The following is a 21687-nucleotide window of genomic DNA, read 5'->3' as shown; positions in this document are numbered from 1 at the left end:
TGACTTACAACAAGGCTTCCCGCCGCGGAATTATATCCTATCTTGGGGATCATGCGCGCCAGCGACCTGCTTCATCCCCGGCCCGAAGGCCTTTATTGCCCGCCGGGCGATTTCTTCATCGATCCGGTACGGCCGGTCAACCGGGCACTGATCACGCATGGCCATTCCGACCACGCGCGTTCCGGCCACCGCTCGGTGCTGGCGACGCGGCAGACGCTCGACATTATGGGCCTGCGCTACGGCGAGGATTTCGCGGGAACAACGCAAGCGGCACAACTGGGTGAGACAATTGTCCTCAACAGCGTCAGCGTCAGCTTCCATCCAGCCGGCCATGTGCTGGGCTCGGCGCAGATAGCGGTCGAGCATCAGGGCACGCGCATCGTCGCTTCGGGCGACTACAAGCGGCAGAGAGACGCGACCTGCGCGCCATTCGAGCCGATCCCGTGCGATGTGTTCATCACCGAAGCGACCTTCGGCCTGCCGGTGTTTCGCCATCCCCCCGATACCGAAGAGATCGCCCGCCTGCTGAAATCGGCAGCTCAGTTCCCCGAACGCTCGCATCTGGTCGGCGCCTATGCGCTGGGCAAGGCGCAGCGGGTAATGCGGCTGTTGCGCGACGCCGGCTACGACAGGCCGCTCTACATCCATGGCGCGCTGGCCAAGCTCAGCGAATACTATCAGAGCCAAGGCATAGACCTTGGGCAACTGGAGCCGGCAACCGTCGAAAGCGGGGGCAAGGATGATTTTACCGGCGCCATCGTCGTCGGCCCGCCTTCGGCCTTCGCCGACCGTTGGGCGCGCCGCTTTCCCGATCCGATCTCGTGCTTTGCCTCCGGCTGGATGCGCATTCGCCAGCGTGCCAAGCAGGGCGGTGTCGAACTGCCGCTGATCATCTCGGACCATGCCGACTGGGACGAACTGACCGCCACCATCAAGGAGACCGGAGCCGAGGAAATCTGGGTGACGCATGGCCGAGAGGAAGCGCTGGTGCGCTGGTGCGAACTCGAAGGTATCGCGGCGCGGCCGCTGCACCTGGTCGGCTACGAGGACGAGGGCGATTGACCGTGGCGAAAATAATCGTTGATGCAGCGCTCTACGGCGCCCCCCTCTGTCCTGCCGGACATCTCCCCCTCGAGGGGGGAGATTGGCAGCTTCGGTTCCGGCGCTTTTCCTTTCAGGTTGAAAATTGGCGAAGGCAGTCGAGATATCTGATCTCCCCCCTTGAGGGGGAGATGTCCGGCAGGACAGAGGGGGGTGCGACGGAACGCAAACTTCCCCCATTGGTGCGGCTCGACCCGCCATGAACCGCTTCGCCGAACTTCTCGATCGCCTGGTGCTGACGCCGTCGCGCAACGGCAAGCTGACCTTGCTGACCGACTATTTCCGCAGCGTCGAGGATCCCGATCGCGGGCTGGCGCTGGCTGCCATCACCGGCGATCTCCACATTGCCGCGGTCAAGCCGGCGATGCTGCGCATGCTGGTCACCGAACGCATGGATCCGGTGCTGTTCGGCTATTCCTACGACTATGTCGGCGATTTGGCCGAGACGGTCTCGCTGGTCTGGCCGCAAACATCAGGAAATATCCCGAACCGCGAGCCGACGCTTGGCGAGGTCGTTGCCAGACTGCAGGCGGCAAGCCGCTCCGACGGGCCGAAGGTGCTGGCAGGGCTGCTCGACAGCGCCGGCATCTCGGCACGCTTTGCCATCATCAAGCTGGTCACCGGCGGGCTGCGCATCGGCGTGTCGGCGCGGCTGGCCAAACAGGCGCTGGCCGATTTCGGCAAGGTCGACATCGCCGAGATCGAAGAGCTCTGGCACGGGCTGTCGCCGCCTTATACGGCGCTGTTCGCGTGGCTGGAAGGCAAGGCCGAAAAGCCCAGGAACACGGCGTTGGCATTGTTTCGCCCGGTGATGCTGTCGAACCCGGTCGGTAACGGCGATCTCGAAAAACTCGATCCGGCGGATTATGCCGCCGAATGGAAATGGGACGGCATCCGTGTCCAGGCGGTGGCCGAGGGCGGCATCCGCCGGCTCTATTCGCGCACCGGCGATGACGTTTCGGGTGCCTTTCCGGACCTCGCCGAGGCCATGCATTTTTCCGCAACGCTGGACGGCGAACTGCTCGTCGGCGATCCCCGGGAGGCGACGGGAACCTTCTCGGATCTGCAGCAACGGCTGAATCGCAAGACGGTGACGCCGAAGATGCAGCAGCAATACCCGGCCTTCATGCGCTGCTACGATCTGCTCCAGGTCGGCGCCGAGGATTTGCGCGCGCTGTCGTTTCGCGAGCGGCGCGGCCGGCTGGAAGCGTTTGTCGGGACGCTTGACCCGAGCCGTTTCGATCTTTCGCCATTCGTCGACTTCACGGATTGGCAAACGCTGGAGGAACTGCGCCGGGTACCGCCGCACCCGATCATCGAAGGCGTCATGCTGAAGCGCTGGGACTCAGCCTATGTCGCCGGCCGGCCGAAAGGTCCATGGTTCAAATGGAAACGCGATCCGCACACAGTGGACGCGGTGCTGATGTATGCGCAGCGCGGCCACGGCAAACGCTCCAGCTTCTATTCCGACTATACGTTCGGTGTCTGGACAGGTGCCGAAGGCGAGGAGGAACTGGTGCCGGTCGGCAAGGCCTATTTCGGCTTCACCGACGAGGAGCTGAAGCAGATCGACAAATATGTCCGCGACAACACGATCGAGCGTTTCGGCCCGGTGCGCTCGGTGCGCGCAGACCGCGACAACGGCCTGGTGCTGGAAGTCGCCTTCGAAGGGCTCAACCGCTCGACCCGGCACAAATCCGGCGTCGCCATGCGCTTTCCCCGCATTTCGCGGCTGCGCTGGGACAAGCCGGCCAACGAGGCCGACCGCATCGAGACCCTGCAGGCGCTGCTCGACCGCTGATTTCGCGCGGTGCCGGGTGCGCTATGGCTCGATCGAAACGCGGATTTCGTAGATGTCCGCTGCCTTGCCCTGCTTGTCGAAGTCGGAATTGATGGCAATGGTGCCGGCCGAGCCCGGATGCTTGTCCGGAAACTGCACATCGAACAGATATTCGTTCTGCTGCTGGCCGACCGCATAGCGCTTGCGGCCGCAGTCGCCGAGTTCGCCGAAATTGCAGTCGACCGAAATCTGCGTCTCCTTGCCTTCTTCGGAGCGGGCAATGATGTCGAACACGGCATGTTTGCCGGCCAGTTTCTCCAGCACGCCTTGTCCGACGTCGAAGCTGATCGCCGAACCGGACGCGCCGGAACGGATGCGCAGGAACGAACCGGTATCGTCCTTCATCACCTCGGCCCTGGCGTCCGACGGCGCGCTGACATGCGATGCATCGGCCGGCGAAAACACATTGATCCAGTCGCGCGCCTGGTCCGCGGCACCGGGCTTTGCCGGACCGCCATCGGCCGGTGTGAAATCGTCGTCCTCGACGCTCGGCGGCGCTTGCGGCGGGGCGGTGTCCAGTTGCGCGGATGTCTTGAACACGCCGGTCTGCACGGCGAAGAACAGGCCGATGCCAACCGCGGCGAGCAGTGTCACGGTCAGGAAGATGGCGGTCAGCGGCAGGCGACGCCCCCTTATGCGCCGTTCATCGCGGTCGGGCGCCACTTCCGTCGTCACGCCGGCCGAGGCCGGAACCGACATGTCGATGGCCGGAGCATCGGGAAGCGTGGCGTCCGGCATGATGTCGGGAACGACGGGCAGGACGCGCGAGCGTGGCGCATCGGCAGCCGATTGCACGGGTCCGTCGACGACGACATCGGGGGACGATGCGTGTCGGCCGGTTTCGACCGCGGGCGCCGAGTCTGCTCCGAGTTCGACCGCCGGTGCATCGCCCTGCGGGCCGACATCCGGCACCGCCGGCAGGAACTCGGATTCGATTTCGGTGATTTTCGCCTGGATTGCCTTGCGGCGCTTGATGGCGACCTCAACGGTCACACCGGGATTGGCCTGGAGCGCGCGATCAAGCGCGGCAAAAGCCGAGCGATAGACCCGTTCGCGGAACGCGCGGTCCTCGGCATTGCCTTTCTCCAAGGCGTTCCGGATCGCTTTTTCGATCGCGTCCAAGCGGGTCCCTCTGTCTTTGCCAACCTTGCCGTGATCGTTAGCCGCAGGCGGCCAATCAATCAACGGGCGACCGGCGCATTCTGCCTCGCAGAGGTGTGCAAAGTCCATTCCGGCGCTGTTCCGGCAACAAAATCAGCATGTTTGGCCGATTTTCACGCGCGAGAAGCGCGCGCACCGTGCGCAGCGTCCCTTGGCGATTGATTGGCGGACAAGGCGGCGGCCGGCTTTCGAGGGTGCCATGACGCCGCCGCAGGAATTGCCAAGTCGCATCTTGAATTCGCGCCCGGTTGCGTCTATCACCGCCGCATCTTGGAGGCCTTGGCTTCCTGGGCCGCTTTAGCTCAGTTGGTAGAGCACCGCATTCGTAATGCGGGGGTCGCGTGTTCGAGTCACGCAAGCGGCACCAAAAACTCCCAATAGTTAGAATCGCTTGCGCTGGACTCGCTAACCTAAACTTATTTGGCTTGGGCGCCCAAATAGGAAAACCTCGTGTTGGCTTTGGCTAGTCAACTCTCACATGGGTTGTTAGGTTGACCCACCCGGGGGCGTCAGTTGAAATTTTTCCTTTTCACGTGGAGAGCTCTTCAGTCTTGGTGGTTTGACACTGTTAGCGGTGCCGGTCTGCGCCTGTCGAATTTGAGTGAAATCATTAGATGGTCGTTCATCGCGAACTTCGGTCAGTCCCCTGCTGTCCGGTTGACAATACTGGTTCCCTTCATAGGTTATTTGATAATTTTCAATCAAAGCCTCCAATCGTACGTAGGGTTGGTTTTCGATAAAATCGAGTACGTATCGATCCCGCAATCTTCCTCAGGAGCGCACGCTACTCTGCGATTTTACAACCTATATTTCGGATTGCTGTTTCTCGGAATCGGGTCATTTCTCTACACGATATTCGCGCCACGACAGATCAAGCAGCACCCTCTCGTTGCTGACTACGTGAGGTACATGGATTCGATCGCCACTGAGAATCTGACGCGAGCGAGCTTGGACAATTTGCTTGAAATGTTTGTGAGATCAAATGACGATGAACAGCGGCACCCGATGTTTGGGGTGCCGTCGCTCAGTTTTCCTAGCGAAATATCCTCCCTTACGCATCACTTTATAAGATCAGTTTTCCTCAAATCAGAGTGGGCAAGGAAGCCACCCGAGCCCGAACCCGATGATAAGAATCAGCAGGATGAGTTCCAAGAAGACGAGGCGCATCTTGGCGATCTATACACTGGTTCTGGCTACCTTCTCACGAATGTCATCGTTGACAGAATGTATGCAAACCGACGGTTCGATTTGTATTTCGTTGATTCTATGTTTACCTCGGCGCTCCAGAACAGCAGGGATGTTTTCGTACTTGAGCATAAGGCCCTGGACTGCTCGAATTTTTTGGGGAGGGCAGTTGTCTCTGCTTTCTACGCTTTGGGCTTCTCAATCCTGTTTATCCCGACTGCAAGGATTACGTTTGCCATTGTAAAAGCGCTGTATTTGAGTGAGGCGGCGTAGCCGCCAGGCGGCCAAAGCCATCTCCTGTAGCGCGACAAGCACGCACTTCGCCCAAGTGGGCGGGCGACCCTGTTACCCCAATTTAAAGGTCTGCTACAGGGTGGGCGTTCGTTTCGGAGGCGCGGGTTCGATGTCACTCAAGTACAAGCTGGCCGGCATCCTTTTACGTTTGATGCGGTTCCTACGTTCAAAGCGACCCGTGAGCCTAGAGGGCAGAAATAGACAGCTAGAAGCGATTCGGAAGCAGATAAATTCCGAGAAAGAAGATTGGCTTTCAAAACTGACTGTGCCGCCGCTGGACGGTGATTATCTGCTGGTCGGAAAGTTCATTCAAATCTACGCGGTCACCGACTTCAGTGCGCGAAGGGTGGTTGGTGCAATGCAGGAAATTGCACTGGGCCCGGACAAATGCAATGCATCAACGCTATCTGACAAGGATGTTCTTGAACACCTTAAGAGGATGACCACAGAATGGGCGTGGGGTGAAAAGATAAAGGATCCGGTTCTTCGTGCGCATCGTACGCTGACAATGCATCGTATCCATCGCCATCGTTTCGCTCATTGGGTAGTGCGCCGATTCGTCCGTGATGACGTTCTCATAGTTCTTACCATGAATACCAGTGAAGCCAAGAAAAGGAACCAAGAGCCGCATCAGCCCGGTCACGCAATTTTCGGGTTGTTTCACACGGATGATATTCTGCCCGAGATGGTGAAATTGCAGCGCCATAGTGACAATCTATCTGAGGTAGCTGTTCTCCTTGAGAACAACACCAAACGGCTTCGCGGTATATCTCGGCAGCTGCCAGTCGCTCTACCTAGATGCTTTTGCCGGACAGGATTGGTGTCTCCTGACGGTCCGGCAGCATCCTGGAAAGTTTGGAGGCTCGCCTCGGGATCGAACCGAGGCTTCAGAGATTTGCCGTCTCCAGCGTAGCCGCTCCGCCACGAGGCCATGAGCATCCAAGTAGCGACCAAGTATTTACGAAAGCGTTAACGCAGCGTTTGTTGCCGTGGATTGCGACGCCGGTGAAGCACTTCCGCCATTGTCGAGACCCCGGTTTGGTGTGAAACTCGTGGCCTCAGCATGGGAGGTCAAAAAATGCCCAACAATTTCAAGACCGGAGACGTCGTCAAGCTGAAATCCGGAGGCCCCAGGATGACGGTCAGCGATGGCGCAGCCTCGGGCATGTATCTGTGCCACTGGTTCAATCGCGAGGGCGAGGTGTGGACCCCGCAACATGCCGGGTTCAAGCCCGAACAACTGATTGCAGCCGACCAGTCGGACTAGAGTTCCTTCCTTCCCGATCGAGTCGGGATGAGCACCCTCTGTTGTCCGAGCATGAACGGATCAGCACGCGCGACCGACGGATTTTCCGGGTCGCGGCGTTTAACGGTTGAAGCGCGATGGCGGCACAAGCCGTCTGCGTCGCGCCAACCTGGAGACGCACAACATGATCAGCCGTTCGATATTAGTCGTTGCCTTGAGTTTGCAGACCGTTGCGGCTTTTGCCCAGGCAACGACGCCGCCTGCACCGCCGACCGCCGCGCCACTTGCCGCGCCAGGCGCCTCGGGGACCAGGTCCGACATCACGCTGGCCAAATTCCAGAAGCGGCGCGAAAAGGCGATCATGGCGGCCGACACGGATGGCGACGGCAAGATCAGCCTGCTGGAATGGGAGGCTTTTCAGGCGAAGCGCAACGTCAAGGGCGACGCGACCAGATCCTTCACCCGGATCGATTCCAATCATGACGGCTTCATCGATCGCGCCGAACTCGATGCATTCTTCGCCAAGCGCTTCGCCCGGCTGGACAAGAATGCCGACGGCATTTTGACGGCCGACGAACTGCCGGGCCACAAAACCGCTCCCAAGCAAGAGCAATGACCAAGAGGTCAAGCAGGGAGCAATGACCAAGAGGCAATGACGCGAGATGAACATCGGGAGTGCGCCGACTGATGGCTGCGGATCCGGACGAGGAGCTGGTTCGCCGTGTTGGCGCCGGCGAGCCGGCGGCCGTGCAAACGCTCGTCGCGCGCAAGCTGCCGCGTATCCTGGCGCTTGCCGTGCGCATGCTCGGCGATGCGGCGGAGGCCGAGGATGTCGCGCAGGAAACCTTCGTGCGGATCTGGCGCCATGCCGCGAGCTGGCGGCGCGGCAATGCGCGCTTCGACAGCTGGATCCACCGGGTGACGCTCAACCTTTGCTACGACCGGCTGCGTCGCAGGCGCGAGTGGGTGACCGGCGACCTGCCGGACGTGGTCGACCCCGCGGCATTTCCCGACGCCCATCGCCAAGAGGACGCGCTTCGGGTCGAACGGGCGCTGCAAGCCATAGCGCCGCGCCAGCGCGAAGCGATCGTTCTGGTCTACTATCAGGAGATGTCCAATATCGAGGCGGCAGCGACCTTGCAGATCAGCGTCGATGCCCTGGAGAGCCTGCTCGCGCGCGGCCGCCGGTCACTGCAGGCGATCCTGGCCGGGGATGGCGCCGATGAGTAAGCGCCCGGCAAGCACCAACGCACCGCGGCCATTGCGCCTTGCTGGTGCCGCCTGGCGCTCGGCGCCGACGGGCAAGGGGGAGACACATGGCTGAAGGGTCCAGGAACGAACCCGCAATGGAGGCCAAGCGCTTTGCCGCCTTGGCCCAGGCCTATGGCGGCGACTTGCGGCGATGGCCCGAGGCTGAGCGAATGGCCGGCACCGTCTTTGCCGCAAGCGGCGTGGGCAAGGCCATCTTGAGGCAGGCCGGGACACTTGACGCGCTGCTCGACAGCTACCGCGTCGACGCCCCGGACAAGGCACTGCACAGCAGCATTCTGCAGGCTGCCGGCCGGCACCTCGACCAGCGTCGGCGCCAGTGGTTCTGGTGGCTGGGACTTGGACTCGCCGGCATTGGTCTGGCCGGTGCCGTGGCAGGACTGGCCCTGGTGACCATCGTCACGCCGGAGGTCCAGCCGGACCATTATGTGCTGGATGCCAATGTGACGGCGTTTGGCGATGCCGGTCCCGAGGCCGAGAACGGAGAGGACAGCCTATGAGCCCGCGCTGGATCCGTGGTCTGGTCATTGCTTCCGTGGTGCTGAACGTCTTTCTTGCAGGCGCATTTGCCGGCGGTGCGGTCTGGCTGAGAAATGCCAAAGCGGGCGCGGGTGTCTCGCTGGAATCGGCTGGCCGACAGCTTCCCAACCAGGACCGCAAGGCGTTCCGCCTGGCGTTGCGCCAGGTTCGCGTGGAGTCCCGGCAGATCATTCTCGATGGCCAGCAGGCGAGGCAGGAGGCAGCGGACCTGTTGCAGCAGCCTGTCATGGACAAGGCCGCCTTGTCCGCCGCCCTGGAGCGGGCACGCAATGCCGATGTGACGGTGCGCAGCCGGCTTGAACAGACCATTGTCGACTTCGCGGCGAACACGTCACACGAAAACCGGAGCGTGCTGGCACAGGCATTGCTGCGCCATATGGAACGCCGCGCCGCCGTTGCGCCGAAAAAATCGCCATGACGACCGACGGAAAAGGCCGGAGACGCCGTTTAACGAAGCGAAGGGACAAGCCTGCCCGATCGCACCATGCGGGGCGGCCATCTTCAAACTCGAAAGCACTCGGAGTCCAATTATGAGTCGCCTGAAAAACTATACAGCAGCCGCTATGCTGGCCATCGGTGGAGCGGTCGTGACAGCCTCCGCGTCCAGCGCAATGCCCGTCGTGTCGGTTGCCAAGCCGGCCACCCAGGCATCGGTCGAGCATGTCCGCTGGGGCTGCGGTATCGGCTGGCACCCGAACAGATGGGGACGTTGCGTGCCGAACGGCGTCGTCATCGTGCGCCCGCGCTACCACTACTGGCACGGTCCGGCCTACGTCTGGCATCCGCACCATCGCTGGCATCGCTGGCACCACTACTGATCGAAGCACGGCGGGGCCAGGCGCTGGTAAGACCTGGCCCCGCCGTTGCGGACAGCGCGATCCCGACCAGCCCGGAATTAAGGTTAAATTCACTATAGATTTGTTCTTGGCCCACAAATAATCGAAGAGTTTCCCAAAACTATGCTCAGGCATATCCATGGGAAAATCTGTGGCTCAGCTTCAAAGTCTTGGGCGGGTGCTCTGCCATCCGCTGACGCTGGCCGTGGTCAGTCTCGCCGGCGTCTTCGCCGCCGGACGGGCCGAGCACGAATGGCTGTCGGTGCCGTTCTCACTGGCGCTGGTGGCAGCCTTTGCCGGACTTCTGTTCCTGGCTTCGGGGCGCCTTGCCTTTTCCGTCTATCTCGCCTGGATGGGCATTGGCTTCGTCACCGTGGTTTCGGCGATCAAGTTCAGGATGAAGGGATTTTCGCTGCACTTCTACGACATGGTCTTCGTGTCGAGGGATCCGGAAGTGTACCGCTTCCTGCTCGACTCCTACCTCCATCTGATCGCGCCGGTCGTCATTGCCCTGGGGCTCGGCATTACGGCGGCGGTGCTTCTGTTCCGGATCGATCGAAAAATCGGCTGGCCGGTATCGGCACGCGTCCTGATCATGGCGGCGCTCGTCGTTCTGGTGCCGCTGACCTTTCCGGCCGAGGCCTCGAAGGACCGCTATTTCTACTACATGCAGGGCCGGCACATGTCGGCCTTCTTCGTCTCGCTGCTGGATTTGCACAATCTCGTTGTGGAATCGGCCTTCGAGAAGCGGCTGCAAGCCGTGGCCCCACAGCGGCCTTTTGCCGACACCGTCGATTGCGGTGACCGGGCTGATCTTCCCGACGTCTTTTTCGTGCTCAGCGAAAGCCAGTCCGATCCCGACTATTTTCCGCAGGTCGGCAACGGCGCGGGATTCCTGCAGAGATTCGCACCCGGAGCCGGCACGCCGCACCCGATGCAGATCGAGACATTTGGCGGCGGCACCTGGATCACCAATCTGTCGCTGATGACCGGCCTGTCGGCCACCGATTTCGGCTGGCGAAGCCCCTATCTGACCATCACCCTGCAGGACAAGGTCGCCGGCGCCCTGCCGGAGGTGCTGGCGCGCTGCGGCTATCGAACTGTCGTGATGACGCCGATGGACTTTTCGTTCGTCAATGAAGGGCCGTTCCTGAAATCGATCGGTTTCGAGACCGTGCTCGACATCAAGGACATCGCCGCACCCTTCTATCACCTGCGCGACAACTTCTACTATCACGCAGCCGAGGCGTTCATCGCCAGGCACCATAGGGAAGACGGCCGGCCGCTGTTCCTCGAAATCCAGACCATGTTTCCGCACTCACCCTATGAGGGGCGGATGGAGCCCGAGCTGAAGGTCGAGGGCGAGCCTTTCTCGGGCGATTTCCAGGCCAATGAGTATCTGCGCCGGATGGCGGTAGCGCGCGGCGATTTCCAGCATTTCCTCGACAAGAGGGAAGCGGATGCCGGTGAACGCGGCGCCGTGGTGCTCGAATTCGGCGATCACCAGTCGTCGGCGACCAAGCCGTTCGTCGACGCCATCGCCGGAGACGACGCCTTGGCGACCCCTGGCTCGCTTGCCTACCGCACCTTCTACACGCTCACCACCTTCAACCATCCTTTGCGCCGTCCGATGCCTGACCTGGCGCCGCTCGATGTCGGCTTCCTCAGCGCAAGCCTGCTCGACGCCGCCGGCCTGCCGATGTCGCCTGTCATCGCCGATCTCGTGCGCCTGCGCGACCATTGCGGCGGCAGGTTCCATGGTTGTCAGGATCGGGCCGAAGTGGATGCCCATCTGCGCCGGCGCGTCGATTCAGGCTTGCTGCATCTGTTCCCGGAAGCGGTGCCGTTGCGTGGGCTGGCGCCCGTCCAATCCGTGGACGCCCGCTAGATTGTATCCGGCCCCAGCGTCGCCACCGTCTTCAGCGCGCCGTCGAGCATGTCGCCCTTCTCATCCTTCAGCGCCATCTCGCGCAGGCGGCGGATCCAGTCGGCGGCATCCGCCCGGCCCTTTACCAGATCGAGTGCCGACAGGACCCGGTCGAATTTCGACTGGGCGCGGACATGGGTGTCGCTGTAGCCCTTGATCAGCCGGCGGCAGTTGAGGATTTCGACGGCAAGCGCGTAGTCGGCCGGCACGTGCCCAAGTGCCAGTGCGTACCAGCGATCGAGATGCGCGATCTCGACTTTGTGGCGCAGCAGGCTACGGCGCCAGCGGCGCAGGCCGCCGATGAACCACAAGGCGGCAAAGCCGGCGAAACTGTCGGTGCGGATGCGGCGGCCATGGTTGATGCGGCGGTCGAGAAAGGCGGCGAGCTTCGGCCGGCTTTCGATGTAGCTGCCAAGACCCGCCGGCAGCGTGCCGCAGAACTCCTCGATGCGCGGATGGAAATATTCGGTCACCTGCAGGATCGAACCGTCCTTGACGCCGACCTCGCGGCGCACGCGTTTGTCGCGCGTCGAGCGCGTCTTGAGATCGGCGACGCGGATCATGTCGTCGTAGCACAGCGCGTTGGCCAGGTGCTTCGCGGCGGCGATGGACAGGCTGTAGCCGCGGTCCGGCCCGTCCAGCGCGACGGCCTTGTCTAACCGGTCGAGATACTCGCGCCCATAGGCGATGTCCTGATAGTCGACGACCTTTCTCAACCCTCGAAGTGCCATGTCGCGCACGGCCACCGGCAACAGATCGATGCGGGCAGCCAAGGCCTGCCAGCCTTGCAGCAGGTTTTGCGGGCCACTGACGCCGCCAGCGCCCAAAGCAGATTCGACGATCGCTGGCTCAGCCGGCCTAGGCGCCGGTGCTGCCGTGCCGCGCGCGTGGTCAAAGGCGGCGCCGAAGGCTGCGAGGCTGGCTTTGACGCCCCGGCCGCCGGCACCGATGGCCTGTTCGTAGCTCTCGCGGGTGAACGGCAGCGCGTCGGACCCCGCCAGCGCGCCAAGCAGGCTGGCCGAGATCATCGAGCCATTGTCGGCGGCGATCTTCTCCATGTCGAAAGCGATGAAGCGCTTCGATGCGGCCTCCGCCGTCGCATGCACCTTGGACGACGAGGCTCGGCCATCGCCCGGTTCGATCTTTTCCGACACGGCGGCAATGCGGTGCGACGAGGCGATCAACGTGGTGCGCTCGGGCGTGACGAAGCCGCGAATGATGGCGCGGCCGGCTTCCATCAACTCCGCCGCGATCAGTATGTCGACATCGCCCTGCGAGGGTGACAGCGCGAAGACCGGCAGGCGGCCGGTATCGCGAGCCATCTCGACATAATAGATGGTGGCGCCGGTGCGCTGGGCGACGCCGGCGACCGAGGTCGATTGCGCGACAAAGCCGTTGCGCTCGGCGACGTCGGTGATCCAGTCGGCGAGCACGCCGCCTCCCTGGCCGCCGACCGCCAGCACGGCAAGCTTGATGACGCGCTCGTCACCTTCGGCCCCGGCTCGCGGCCGAAATGGCGGGACAGCGTCAAGCATCGGCGAAGGTCAGCCGCCGGCTTTCACGGCGGCGCTGCAACAGGCCGATGGTGGCGCGGCGCATGGATTCCAGGAAACGGTCCAAGCCGCTCGGATTGTGCACGACGTCGGCGCGATAGAAGGATGGGCACAGCACCGCCGCATCGGCGACCTCGCCGCAATTGCCGCAGCCGACGCAGCTCTGGTCGATATGCGCGACCGGATCGTCGCGCAGCGGATCGTCGAGCGACTTGACCGACAGCGACGGGCAGCCGGACAGCCGCATGCAGGCGTGGTCGCCGGTGCAGATGTCCTCGTCGACGCCGAACTTCGGTTTCACCACACGCTCGCCGCCCTTGATCGCCTTGTCGACCAGCGGCTTTTCGCGGCGCTGGCGGTTGAGCATGCATTCGGACGAGGCGACGATGACCTTCGGTCCCTTCTCCTCGGTCGTCAGCGCCTCGCGCAGCGTGTCCTGCATCTTTGTCACGTCATAGGTTCGGTCGACATGGCGCAGCCATTTGACGCCCATGCCTTTGACCGCCTCGGTGATCGGATGCTTCGTCGACTTGGTCTTGTTGCCGGCGCGCGATGACAGGATGTCCTGGCCGCCGGTCGCCGCCGAATAGAAATTATCGACGATGACGATGACGCCGTCGTTCTTGTTGAACACGGCATTGCCGATCGAGGAGGTCAGGCCGTTGTGCCAGAAGCCGCCATCGCCGACGAAGGAGATCGAGCGGCGCTTGGCATCAGGCGAATTGAACGCCGAAGCGGAGGCCGGCCCCAGGCCATAGCCCATGGTGGTGGCGCCGAGTTCGAAGGGCGGCATGATTGAGAACAGGTGGCAGCCGATATCGGAGGCGATGTGGTGCTTGCCGAGCTCCTGCTCGACCAGCTTGGTCGCGGCAAAGATCGGACGTTCCGGGCAGCCGATGCAGAAGCCCGGCGGACGGCCCGGCACGACATTGATCAGGTCTGCGGCATCGACGCCGTCACCGACCTTGTTGGGCGCCCGCACCTCGCCTGGCAGCAGATGCGGCGCCTCGGCACGCAGGAAGGCGCCGATGCCGTCGAGCATGACCTGGCCGGTGTATTCGCCGGCCATCGGCAGATGCTCCTTGCCGACGAGCCTGGTGCCCCGGCCCGCCTTGTGCAGCATCGCAGCGAAGGCCTGTTCGATGTAATTGGGCTGGCCTTCCTCGACGACCAGTACCGATTGCTTGCCCTCGCAGAAAGACAGGAACTCGTCGTCGATCAGCGGATAGACGGCGTTGAGCACATAGAGCGGCACGTCGGTGTCGCCATAAATGTCGGCAAGGCCTAGCCGCTGCAGCGCGCGGATGACCGAATTGTACATGCCGCCCTGCATGACGATGCCGACCGAGCCGTGGTCCGACCCGAAGAACTCGTTGATCTTGTTCTTGCGGATGAAATCGACCGCCGCCGGCCAGCGCTTCTGCACCTTTTCCTTCTCGTGCAAGAAGGATGCGGGTGGCAGGACGATGCGGCCGGTGTCGCGACGCGGCGCGTCGAGCGCATCGGCCACCGTCATCGGCGGGCGCTTGTTGTCCTTGGCGATGAAATGGCCATGGACGTGGCAGCAGCGGATGCGGACCTGCAGCATGACCGGCGTGTTGGATATCTCGGACAGTTCGAAACCGTCCTCCACCGCCTTGACGATCGACGGCAGATTGGGGCGCGGATCAAGCAGCCAGACCTGGCTTTTCATGGCGAAGGCATGGCTGCGTTCCTGCATGATCGAGGAGCCCTCGCCGTAATCCTCGCCGACGATGATCAGCGCGCCGCCGGTGACGCCGCCAGACGCGAGATTGGCCAGCGCATCGGAGGCGACATTGGTGCCGACCGTCGACTTGAAGGTGGCGGCACCGCGGATCGGGTAGTGCACCGAAGCGGCCAGCATGGCGGTGGCGGTGGCCTCCGAGGCACTGGCCTCGAAATGCACGCCGAGTTCGCCCAGAATGTCCTGCGCGTCGGCCAGCACGTCCATCAGGTGACTGATCGGTGCGCCCTGATAGCCGCCGACATAGCCGACGCCGCATTGCAGCAGCGCCTTGGTGATGGCGAGGATGCCCTCGCCGGCAAATTCCTCGCCGGCACCGAGCCGGAGTTTTTCGACTTCCTTGGCAAAAGACCGTTCGGCCATTTTTTCTCCTTCCGGTACCGCCCGGGGTCGGCGGCGCGTAGGTCTAGATGTCGTGCTTGCGAATGTTCTTGAGCATCTTCAAAAGCGTGGCGATCAGCGCGGCATATTCGGCGTCGTCGATATCGTCGAACATCGCCTCGAACGCGTCATGCATGGCCGGCCAGGCGCGGGTGAACTCGGCGCGGCCCTCATCGGTCAGGAACACGTGGCGGATGCGGCTGTCGGTGACACCCTGCTCGCGTCGCACCAGACCCTGGCCCTCCAGTGAGTCGAGCGTCCGGCTCAAGGTCGACTGCTCGATGACTGTATAAACAGAGAGGTCGTTGACGGTGATGCCGTCAGTGACCGACAGCACGGCCAGCGTGCGCACCTGCGGAATGGTCAGGCCCTGCTTGCGGAAGTCGTCACGCAAGGTGGCGTTGTAGCGGCCCATGATGCGGTTCATCAGATAGGGCGCGAATTGCTGCAGGCCGATCTGTCCCAGGGTCGAAATGCGCTGGCGCTTCTCAGTGACCTTCTCTTCCATCACAGCCTCCCCGCCAGGAGAAAGCCGGAACCGCCGCCGAGACCCGCACCCGGGTGGGTCGAGGCGCCGATATGGTAGAGGCCCTTGATGCCGGTCTGATGGTTGCGGCTGGTCTTGAACGGCCGCCACAGGAAGGACTGGTCGACGGTCGAGGAACCGCCATAGGGATCACCACCGACCAGGTTGATGTTCATCGCCTCGAGATCGGCCGGCGAATAGGCGCGGCGCGCGATGACGCTGGCCTTGAAGCCCTCGATATGGCTGGCGAGGATCGCTTCGGCGCGATCGGCATAGGCTTCGCGCAAAGCGTCGGTCCATTGCCCATCTGCCGGCGCCTGCAGCTTGCCGGCCGCGTCGCCCTTGATGTGGCGAGGCGCCTCGGGCAGCTGCAGCCACAGGATTGCCTTGCCCTGGGGGCAGCGCGACGGGTCCAGAGCATGCGGCTGGCCGACACAGATGGTCGGCACCTCCGGCAGCATGCCGCGCGCCGCCTCGTTGCCGGCTTTCGAGACGCCATCCAGCCCCGGCGTCAGATGCAGCAGCGCCACCTTGCCCAGGCCTTCGCCGCGCCATGCAGGCGGTTTGTCCAAGGCGTAGTGGATCTGGAAATTGCCTTTGCCGTAGCGGTATTTCTGGGTCGCTTCGACATCGGCTTTGGGAGCATCAGCCCCAAGCAGCCGGCCATAGAGTTGCGTCGGTGTGACCGAGCAGATGACGCTCTTGTTGGCCGTGATCGTTTCGCCGGAGGCCAGCCGCACGCCGGTTGCGCGGCCATTGCTTTGAACGATCGAAGCGACATCGGCGCCGGTGCGGATGTCGCCGCCGCGTTCCCGGATCAGGGCTTCGAACGCGGCCAGCAGGTTCTTCGCCCCGCCCTTGACGATCGGTGCCCCGGCTGCCTCCAGCGCGAAGGCGATCACCTTGGCGATCTGGCCGGAGAAAGCGTCCTCGGGTCCAAGCCCGGCATGCAGCACCCAGGGCGCCCACAGTGCGCGGATGGTTTCGGACTGATACGTGCTTTCCAGCCAGCCGCGCGCCGGCACCAATGCGTCGCCGAGAAAGGTGGCAAGGCTACGCGGGCCACGCCGCCAGACGTCGCCGGCCAGCAGCTTGGCCGTCGGATAGGACCACAGGCTGCCGCCGAGCAGGCCGAACAGCAGGCCGGCATTGCGTTCGATGCCGCCGACATCGTCCGCGTGCCGATCGCCGTCACCTGCCGCGATTGCGTTGAAGGCGGCGACATTGGCGGCACGGTCGGTCCTGAGCACGGCATGGCTGCCGTCCGGCCGCAGCACGCCGGTCGGCTTGGCCGTGTGGCAGAACTCCAGCCCGTGCCGTGCAAGGTCGGCGCCGAGTGCCGCAAAGGCCGGAGAGGTGATGAACAGCACGAAGGTCGTCGCCATCACATCATGGATGAAGCCGGGCGCGGTGATCTCTTCGGTGCGCATGCAACCGCCAATGCGGTCGTTGCGCTCGAGGACGAGCACACGCGCCCCTTTGCCGCCAAGCATCGCCGCGCAGACCAGCGCGTTGATGCCGCTGCCGACAATGATGTGATCGGGCGCGTTCATCGGGGATTCCCCGGCAGATGGGATCTAGTCGCGCGAGGTAGCGTTCCGTCGCGCCCCCCTCTGTCCTGCCGGACATCTCCCCCTCTAGGGGGGAGATTGGCAGCTTCGGCGCTCCGCTCATTCCTGCGGCTTTGGAGATTGGCAAAGATGGCGATGACAGCCAATCTCCCCCCTTGAGGGGGAGATGTCCGGCAGGACAGAGGGGGGCGCCGTAGAGCAGCAGCGTTGCAAGGCTGCCGCTCCCAAATCGTCACTACCGCGTTGCCTGCGACCATGATCTTCTCCCGAAGACCTCGCCCTATTTCCCCGACACCAGCGCCAGCGCGCGGATCGGGCTGCCGGTCCCATGTTCGATCTTGAGCGGCGCGGCGATCAGGATGGCGCCCTTCGGCGGCAGCTGGTCGAGGTTGCAAAGGCTGGCGAGGCCGTAGCGATTGGCCTTGTGCATCAGCGTGTGCGCCGGGAATGGCGGCTCCATGCCGCCGGCTTTGCCGGCATCGGTGCCGATCGTCTCCGAGCCCCAGCCCTTGATGTCCTTGCCGATCAGGAACTGGATGGCTTCGGCCGTCGGGCCGGGCGTGTGCGGACCGGTCTCGTTGGCGTTGAGGAACTCGGCTTCCGAGCCGTTGCGCTTGTACCAGTCGGTGCGCATCACCACCCATTCGCCGGCATTGATCGCGCCATGTCTGGCTTCCCAAGCCTTGATGTGGTCGACGGTGAGCAGGAAATCGTGGTCGGCGGCGGCTTCCTTCGAACAGTCGATGACATTGACCGGGCCGACGAAATTCTGCGCCGGAATGGTGTCGGTGGCGCCGTCCGGATAATCCTTGCCGGAGATCCAGTGCTGCGGCGCGTCGAAATGCGTGCCCGAATGTTCGCCGAGCTTCAGCCAGTTCCAGGCCCACCACGGACCGTTCTTGTCGTAACGGGAGATGTTGTGGATCTCGACCTTCGGCGTGTCGACGGCGAGTTCCGGCGGCAGCTTGATCAACGGCGTGTCCGGCCCGAGCGGCGCCGACAGGTCGACGACCTTGATGGCGCCTGAAAGAAGCTGGCTGGCGACTTCGCCGAGGAGTTTTTGGGTGTCCATGGTCTGAAGTTCCCTCTTTCGTGTGATGATCAAGGCTCGTGTCGGCCCTTAATATCCTACTAGACGAAAACATATGCATCTGCAATTATCTTTAAGCATAAAGGAAATGGGGACGAGGCGTGAGCGAGTTCGACGCCATCTTTGTCGGGGCGGGCCACAACAGTCTGGCATGCGCCGCGCATTTGGCGCTCAAAGGCTGGAAAACCGGGATTTTCGAGCGCAGCGCAACAATCGGCGGCGCCGTCCAGACGCGCGAATTCACCCTTCCCGGCTTCCGCCACGATTTCGGCGCGATGAATCTGAGCCTGTTTGCCGGCTCCGCTTTCCATCGGAAATATGCAAATGAATTGAAAGCGCAGGGGCTGGAGTTCGCGCCGGTCGCCGACTGTTTCGCCAGTGCCTTTCCGGATGGCCGCTGGTTCGGCGTCAGCAACGATCTGGAAAAGACCGCCGCGCGCATAGCCGTCTTCTCCGCCACTGATGCCGCCACATGGCGTAGGCTGGTTGCCGCCTTCCCGGCTGAGGCCGAGCATCTGTTCCGGCTGCTGGGATCGCCGATGAGCGCCCGGGCGCTTGCCGGCACGGCGTGGAACCTGTGGCGCAAGAAGGGCATGTCCGGGGCGCTGGATACGGGCCGGCTGCTGCTGTCCTCACCCCGCGCCTGGCTGGAGGAAACTTTCGAGTCGCCGCATATCAGGGCGACGCTTGCCACCTGGGGCATGCATCTCGACTTCGCCCCCGACATCGCCGGCGGTGCGGTTTTCCCCTATCTGGAATCGATGGCCAACCAGAGTTTCGGCATGGTGCTGGGCAAGAGCGGCGCCGACACCATCATTCGAGCCCTCTCGGGCATGGTCACATCAGCCGGCGGCAAGATCGTCACCGATGCCGACGTGACCGAGATCACCATTTTGGCCGGCAAGGCAACCGGCGTGCGGCTCGCCTCCGGCGAAACCCATACCGCCGCCAAGGCGGTCATCGCCGGCGTCGCGCCGACGGCGCTGACGGGCAGATTGCTGCCCAATGGTTCCGGCGACGCCGGTTTCGACACGGCGATGCAAAAATTCCGCCACGCACCGGGCACGATGATGATCCATCTGGCGCTGGATGATCTGCCCGACTGGCGCGCCGGAGCGGAGCTTCGGCAGTTCGCCTATGTGCATCTGTCGCCGTCGCTGGACGCCATGTCGCGCACCTATCAGCAGGCGATGGCGGGCATGCTGCCTGACGAACCGGTGCTGGTCGTGGGCCAGCCGACGGCGATCGACCCCTCGCGGGCGCCCCAGGGCAAGCATGTGCTGTGGGTGCAAGTGCGCATGCTGCCCGCCGAGATCACAAGCGATGCCGCCGGCAAGATCGCGCCGGCGCATTGGGACAAGGTCAAGGATGTCTACGCCGAGCGTGTCCTCGACATCATCGAGACCTATGCGCCCGGCCTGCGCAACAAGATCCTCGGCCGCACCGTCTTCTCGCCCATCGACCTCGAGCGCGAGAATCCGAACCTCGTCGGTGGCGACCAGGTCTGCGGCAGCCATCATCTGGCGCAGAACTTTTTGTTCCGCCCGGCGCGCGGCTATGCCGGCTGGAACACACCGGTGGCGCATCTGCATCTCACCGGGGCCGCGACATGGCCGGGCGCCGGCACCGGTGCGGCGTCGGGCTTCATGCTCGCACAACAGCTTGGCGGGAGGTAGGAGCCGAAGATTCCTTGAGGCGACGAGGGGCAAGGCGCTGCTGCCCAAGAAGCCTGAACCAATGACCTGAAGACGCCGCGCAGAAACAAAACCAACAAGGGGAACGACCATGACAATCAACAGACGTGAATTGCTGGGATGCAGCGCCGCGGCACTCGGGGTGGCCGCCGTCGGCCTGCCGCAGATCACCAAGGCAGCCGCCGGCGAATTGACCATCGCCTATAACGTCAACCTTCCGTCCTGGGATCCAACCACCGGCCCATCGGCCGTCAACCCGACCATCCAGGGTCTCTACCAGTCGGTGTTCGACCAGTTCATCCCGCAGAAGCCCGATTTGTCCTTCGCGCCGGGCCTGCTGACCGAATGGGGCTGGAACGACGACCGCACCAAGATCATGATGACGGTGCGCGAAGGCGTGACCTGGCATGACGGCTCGCCATTCACGGCCGAGGACGTCGTCTGGTCGCTGCAGCGGGCGGGTGACGAAAAGACCGGCAACCCGATCCAGTTCGTCTGGAAGAACGTCAACAATTTCAAGATCGACGGCAACAAGATCACCGGCGACGTCGTGCAGTTCGACCCGGTCTATTTCAAATGGATGTCGTTCCTGACCGGCTACATCATGCCGAAGGCCTATTATGAGAAGGTCGGCGCCGAAGGTTTCGAGAAGGCGCCGATCGGCACCGGCCCCTACATGGTGGAAAAATTCGAGCGCAATGCCTTCCTGCGGCTGAAGGCCAACCCGAACTATTGGGGCGGCAAGCCGGCCTTCGAGAATGTGACGATCAAATTCGTCGCCGATGCGGCGAGCCGTGTCGCCGAGATCGAATCCGGTTCCTCGCAGGTGACGCTCGAAATTCCCTATGAGGAATATGACCGGCTGATCGCCAAGGACGGGCTGGCAGGCTCGTGCAAGAACGTCTCCGACATCGGCATGATCTTCTTCAACGACATCGAGGCAATGCTGGACAAGAATGTCCGCCAGGCCGCCGTGATGGCCGTCGACAAGAAGCTGCTGGTTGACCGCCTGCTGCGCGGCTACGGCCAGCCGATCGACACGCTGGAGACGCCGGAATACGCGGCCTACGACGCGTCGATCAAGGTCGAGCACAATCCGGAAAAGGCCAAGGAATTGCTCGCGGCCTCCGGCTATTCGCCGGAAAAGCCGGTCAAGTTCACCATCCAGACGACCAAGGGCTTCAAACCCAAGGACTATGAGATGATCCAGGCGATCGTCGGCATGTGGCGCAAGGTCGGTATCGAGGCGACGATCGAGGTCTACGAGATCGCCAAGCACTACGAGTTGCGCGCCGCCGACAAGCTGGCGCCGGCCGCCTTCTACAATTGGGGCAACGCCATCGGCGATCCGACCACCTCGACCGGCTTTGCCATGTACGGCCCGAGCCCGCATTCGGTGTGGGACAGCCAGGATTTGATCGACATGATCAACCCGCTGTGGGGCGAAAAGGACGAGGCCAAGCGCATCGCCGGCTGGAAGGCCGTCGACAAATACATAGCCGAGCAGGCCTATGTGCTGCCGCTGATGCAGTATGCGCAGCCGATCGTGCATGCCAAGGGCGTCAATGTGGTGCAGCATGTTTCCGGCGCGCTGCTGCCGGCCCTGATGACCCCGGCCTGATATCGGCCTGGAATTGCCGCGCGCCGTCGTCAATGACGGCGCGCATTTTCCATCGGGCATACGAGCCCACGGGCTCCCGCAAAGATT

At 63.0% G+C, this 21687-nt stretch carries 19 protein-coding genes and 1 tRNA gene; 14 read left to right on the top strand and 6 right to left on the bottom strand.

The features are described from left to right. Positions 1–51: 51 nt before the first annotated feature. Positions 52–1062, top strand: coding sequence for a ligase-associated DNA damage response exonuclease (locus EOA16_RS06790; protein ID WP_127256573.1), 1011 nt, complete (start codon positions 52–54; stop codon positions 1060–1062). A 238-nt stretch (positions 1063–1300) separates the two neighbouring features. Continuing rightward, positions 1301–2902 carry a cisplatin damage response ATP-dependent DNA ligase gene (locus EOA16_RS06780; protein WP_127256571.1) on the top strand — a complete coding sequence of 534 codons (1602 nt, stop codon included), beginning with the start codon at positions 1301–1303 and terminating at the stop codon, positions 2900–2902. Between the two features lie 21 nt (positions 2903–2923). On the opposite strand, the gene EOA16_RS06775 is transcribed toward EOA16_RS06780, so the two are convergent. After that, a complete protein-coding gene (locus EOA16_RS06775; protein ID WP_164754137.1) occupies positions 2924–4063 on the bottom strand; it encodes a hypothetical protein in 1140 nt (379 codons plus the stop codon). 330 nt (positions 4064–4393) lie between these two features. Here EOA16_RS06775 and EOA16_RS06770 point away from each other — a divergent pair. From EOA16_RS06770 to EOA16_RS06725, 10 genes are all read left to right on the top strand, one after another. Continuing rightward, positions 4394–4469 (top strand) — tRNA-Thr (locus tag EOA16_RS06770). A 146-nt stretch (positions 4470–4615) separates the two neighbouring features. Beyond that, positions 4616–5560: a hypothetical protein gene (locus EOA16_RS06765; protein WP_127256567.1), complete on the top strand. Its 945-nt coding sequence runs from the start codon at positions 4616–4618 to the stop codon at positions 5558–5560. A 130-nt stretch (positions 5561–5690) separates the two neighbouring features. Then, positions 5691–6494, top strand: a complete 804-nt coding sequence (locus tag EOA16_RS06760) for a hypothetical protein (RefSeq protein WP_127256565.1) — start codon at positions 5691–5693, stop codon at positions 6492–6494. 165 nt (positions 6495–6659) lie between these two features. Continuing rightward, positions 6660–6848, top strand: coding sequence for a DUF2158 domain-containing protein (locus EOA16_RS06755; protein WP_013527958.1), 189 nt, complete (start codon positions 6660–6662; stop codon positions 6846–6848). 163 nt (positions 6849–7011) lie between these two features. Beyond that, positions 7012–7443, top strand: coding sequence for an acid-shock protein (locus EOA16_RS06750; RefSeq protein WP_127256563.1), 432 nt, complete (start codon positions 7012–7014; stop codon positions 7441–7443). A gap of 71 nt (positions 7444–7514) precedes the next feature. Further along, entirely contained in the window at positions 7515–8057 is a 543-nt protein-coding gene (locus EOA16_RS06745; protein WP_127256561.1) for an RNA polymerase sigma factor, read from the top strand. An 86-nt stretch (positions 8058–8143) separates the two neighbouring features. Beyond that, a complete protein-coding gene (locus EOA16_RS06740; RefSeq protein WP_127256559.1) occupies positions 8144–8596 on the top strand; it encodes a hypothetical protein in 453 nt (150 codons plus the stop codon). A 35-nt stretch (positions 8597–8631) separates the two neighbouring features. Beyond that, entirely contained in the window at positions 8632–9054 is a 423-nt protein-coding gene (locus EOA16_RS06735; protein ID WP_245455870.1) for a periplasmic heavy metal sensor, read from the top strand. Between the two features lie 112 nt (positions 9055–9166). Beyond that, the gene (locus EOA16_RS06730) at positions 9167–9454 is read left to right on the top strand and encodes a hypothetical protein (RefSeq protein ID WP_127256556.1); all 288 of its coding nucleotides are present in this window, start codon (positions 9167–9169) and stop codon (positions 9452–9454) included. A 169-nt stretch (positions 9455–9623) separates the two neighbouring features. Beyond that, on the top strand, positions 9624–11360 hold the full coding sequence (locus EOA16_RS06725; RefSeq protein WP_245455869.1) for a sulfatase-like hydrolase/transferase: 1737 nt from the start codon (positions 9624–9626) through the stop codon (positions 11358–11360). Here EOA16_RS06725 and EOA16_RS06720 read toward each other — a convergent pair. From EOA16_RS06720 to EOA16_RS06695, 5 genes are all read right to left on the bottom strand, one after another. Beyond that, positions 11357–12934 carry an indolepyruvate oxidoreductase subunit beta family protein gene (locus EOA16_RS06720; RefSeq protein WP_127256552.1) on the bottom strand — a complete coding sequence of 526 codons (1578 nt, stop codon included), beginning with the start codon at positions 12932–12934 and terminating at the stop codon, positions 11357–11359. The genes EOA16_RS06725 and EOA16_RS06720 overlap by 4 nt on opposite strands. Then, the gene (locus EOA16_RS06715) at positions 12927–15080 is read right to left on the bottom strand and encodes an indolepyruvate ferredoxin oxidoreductase subunit alpha (RefSeq protein WP_127256550.1); all 2154 of its coding nucleotides are present in this window, start codon (positions 15078–15080) and stop codon (positions 12927–12929) included. The genes EOA16_RS06720 and EOA16_RS06715 overlap by 8 nt, the downstream gene beginning before the upstream one ends. Before the next feature lie 43 nt (positions 15081–15123). After that, positions 15124–15606, bottom strand: coding sequence for a MarR family transcriptional regulator (locus EOA16_RS06710; protein WP_127256549.1), 483 nt, complete (start codon positions 15604–15606; stop codon positions 15124–15126). Then, positions 15606–17177, bottom strand: coding sequence for an NAD(P)/FAD-dependent oxidoreductase (locus EOA16_RS06705; RefSeq protein WP_127256547.1), 1572 nt, complete (start codon positions 17175–17177; stop codon positions 15606–15608). The genes EOA16_RS06710 and EOA16_RS06705 overlap by 1 nt, the downstream gene beginning before the upstream one ends. Positions 17178–17475: 298 nt before the next feature. Continuing rightward, complete coding sequence (locus EOA16_RS06695) at positions 17476–18267, bottom strand: cyclase family protein (protein WP_127256545.1); 792 nt, start codon at positions 18265–18267, stop codon at positions 17476–17478. A gap of 119 nt (positions 18268–18386) precedes the next feature. Here EOA16_RS06695 and EOA16_RS06690 point away from each other — a divergent pair, with 119 nt between their 5' ends. Both EOA16_RS06690 and EOA16_RS06685 read left to right on the top strand, forming a co-directional pair. Then, positions 18387–19961 (top strand): NAD(P)/FAD-dependent oxidoreductase, encoded by a 1575-nt coding sequence (locus EOA16_RS06690; protein ID WP_127256543.1) that lies wholly within the window; start codon positions 18387–18389, stop codon positions 19959–19961. Between the two features lie 109 nt (positions 19962–20070). Then, positions 20071–21600: an ABC transporter substrate-binding protein gene (locus EOA16_RS06685; protein WP_127256541.1), complete on the top strand. Its 1530-nt coding sequence runs from the start codon at positions 20071–20073 to the stop codon at positions 21598–21600. Positions 21601–21687: the final 87 nt, after the last annotated feature.

It is taken from the genome of Mesorhizobium sp. M7A.F.Ca.US.008.03.1.1 (assembly GCF_003997495.1).
Lineage (GTDB): Bacteria > Pseudomonadota > Alphaproteobacteria > Rhizobiales > Rhizobiaceae > Mesorhizobium.
Note: the sequence above shows the minus strand (reverse complement) of the source record. Positions and strands in the feature narration are given on the sequence as shown.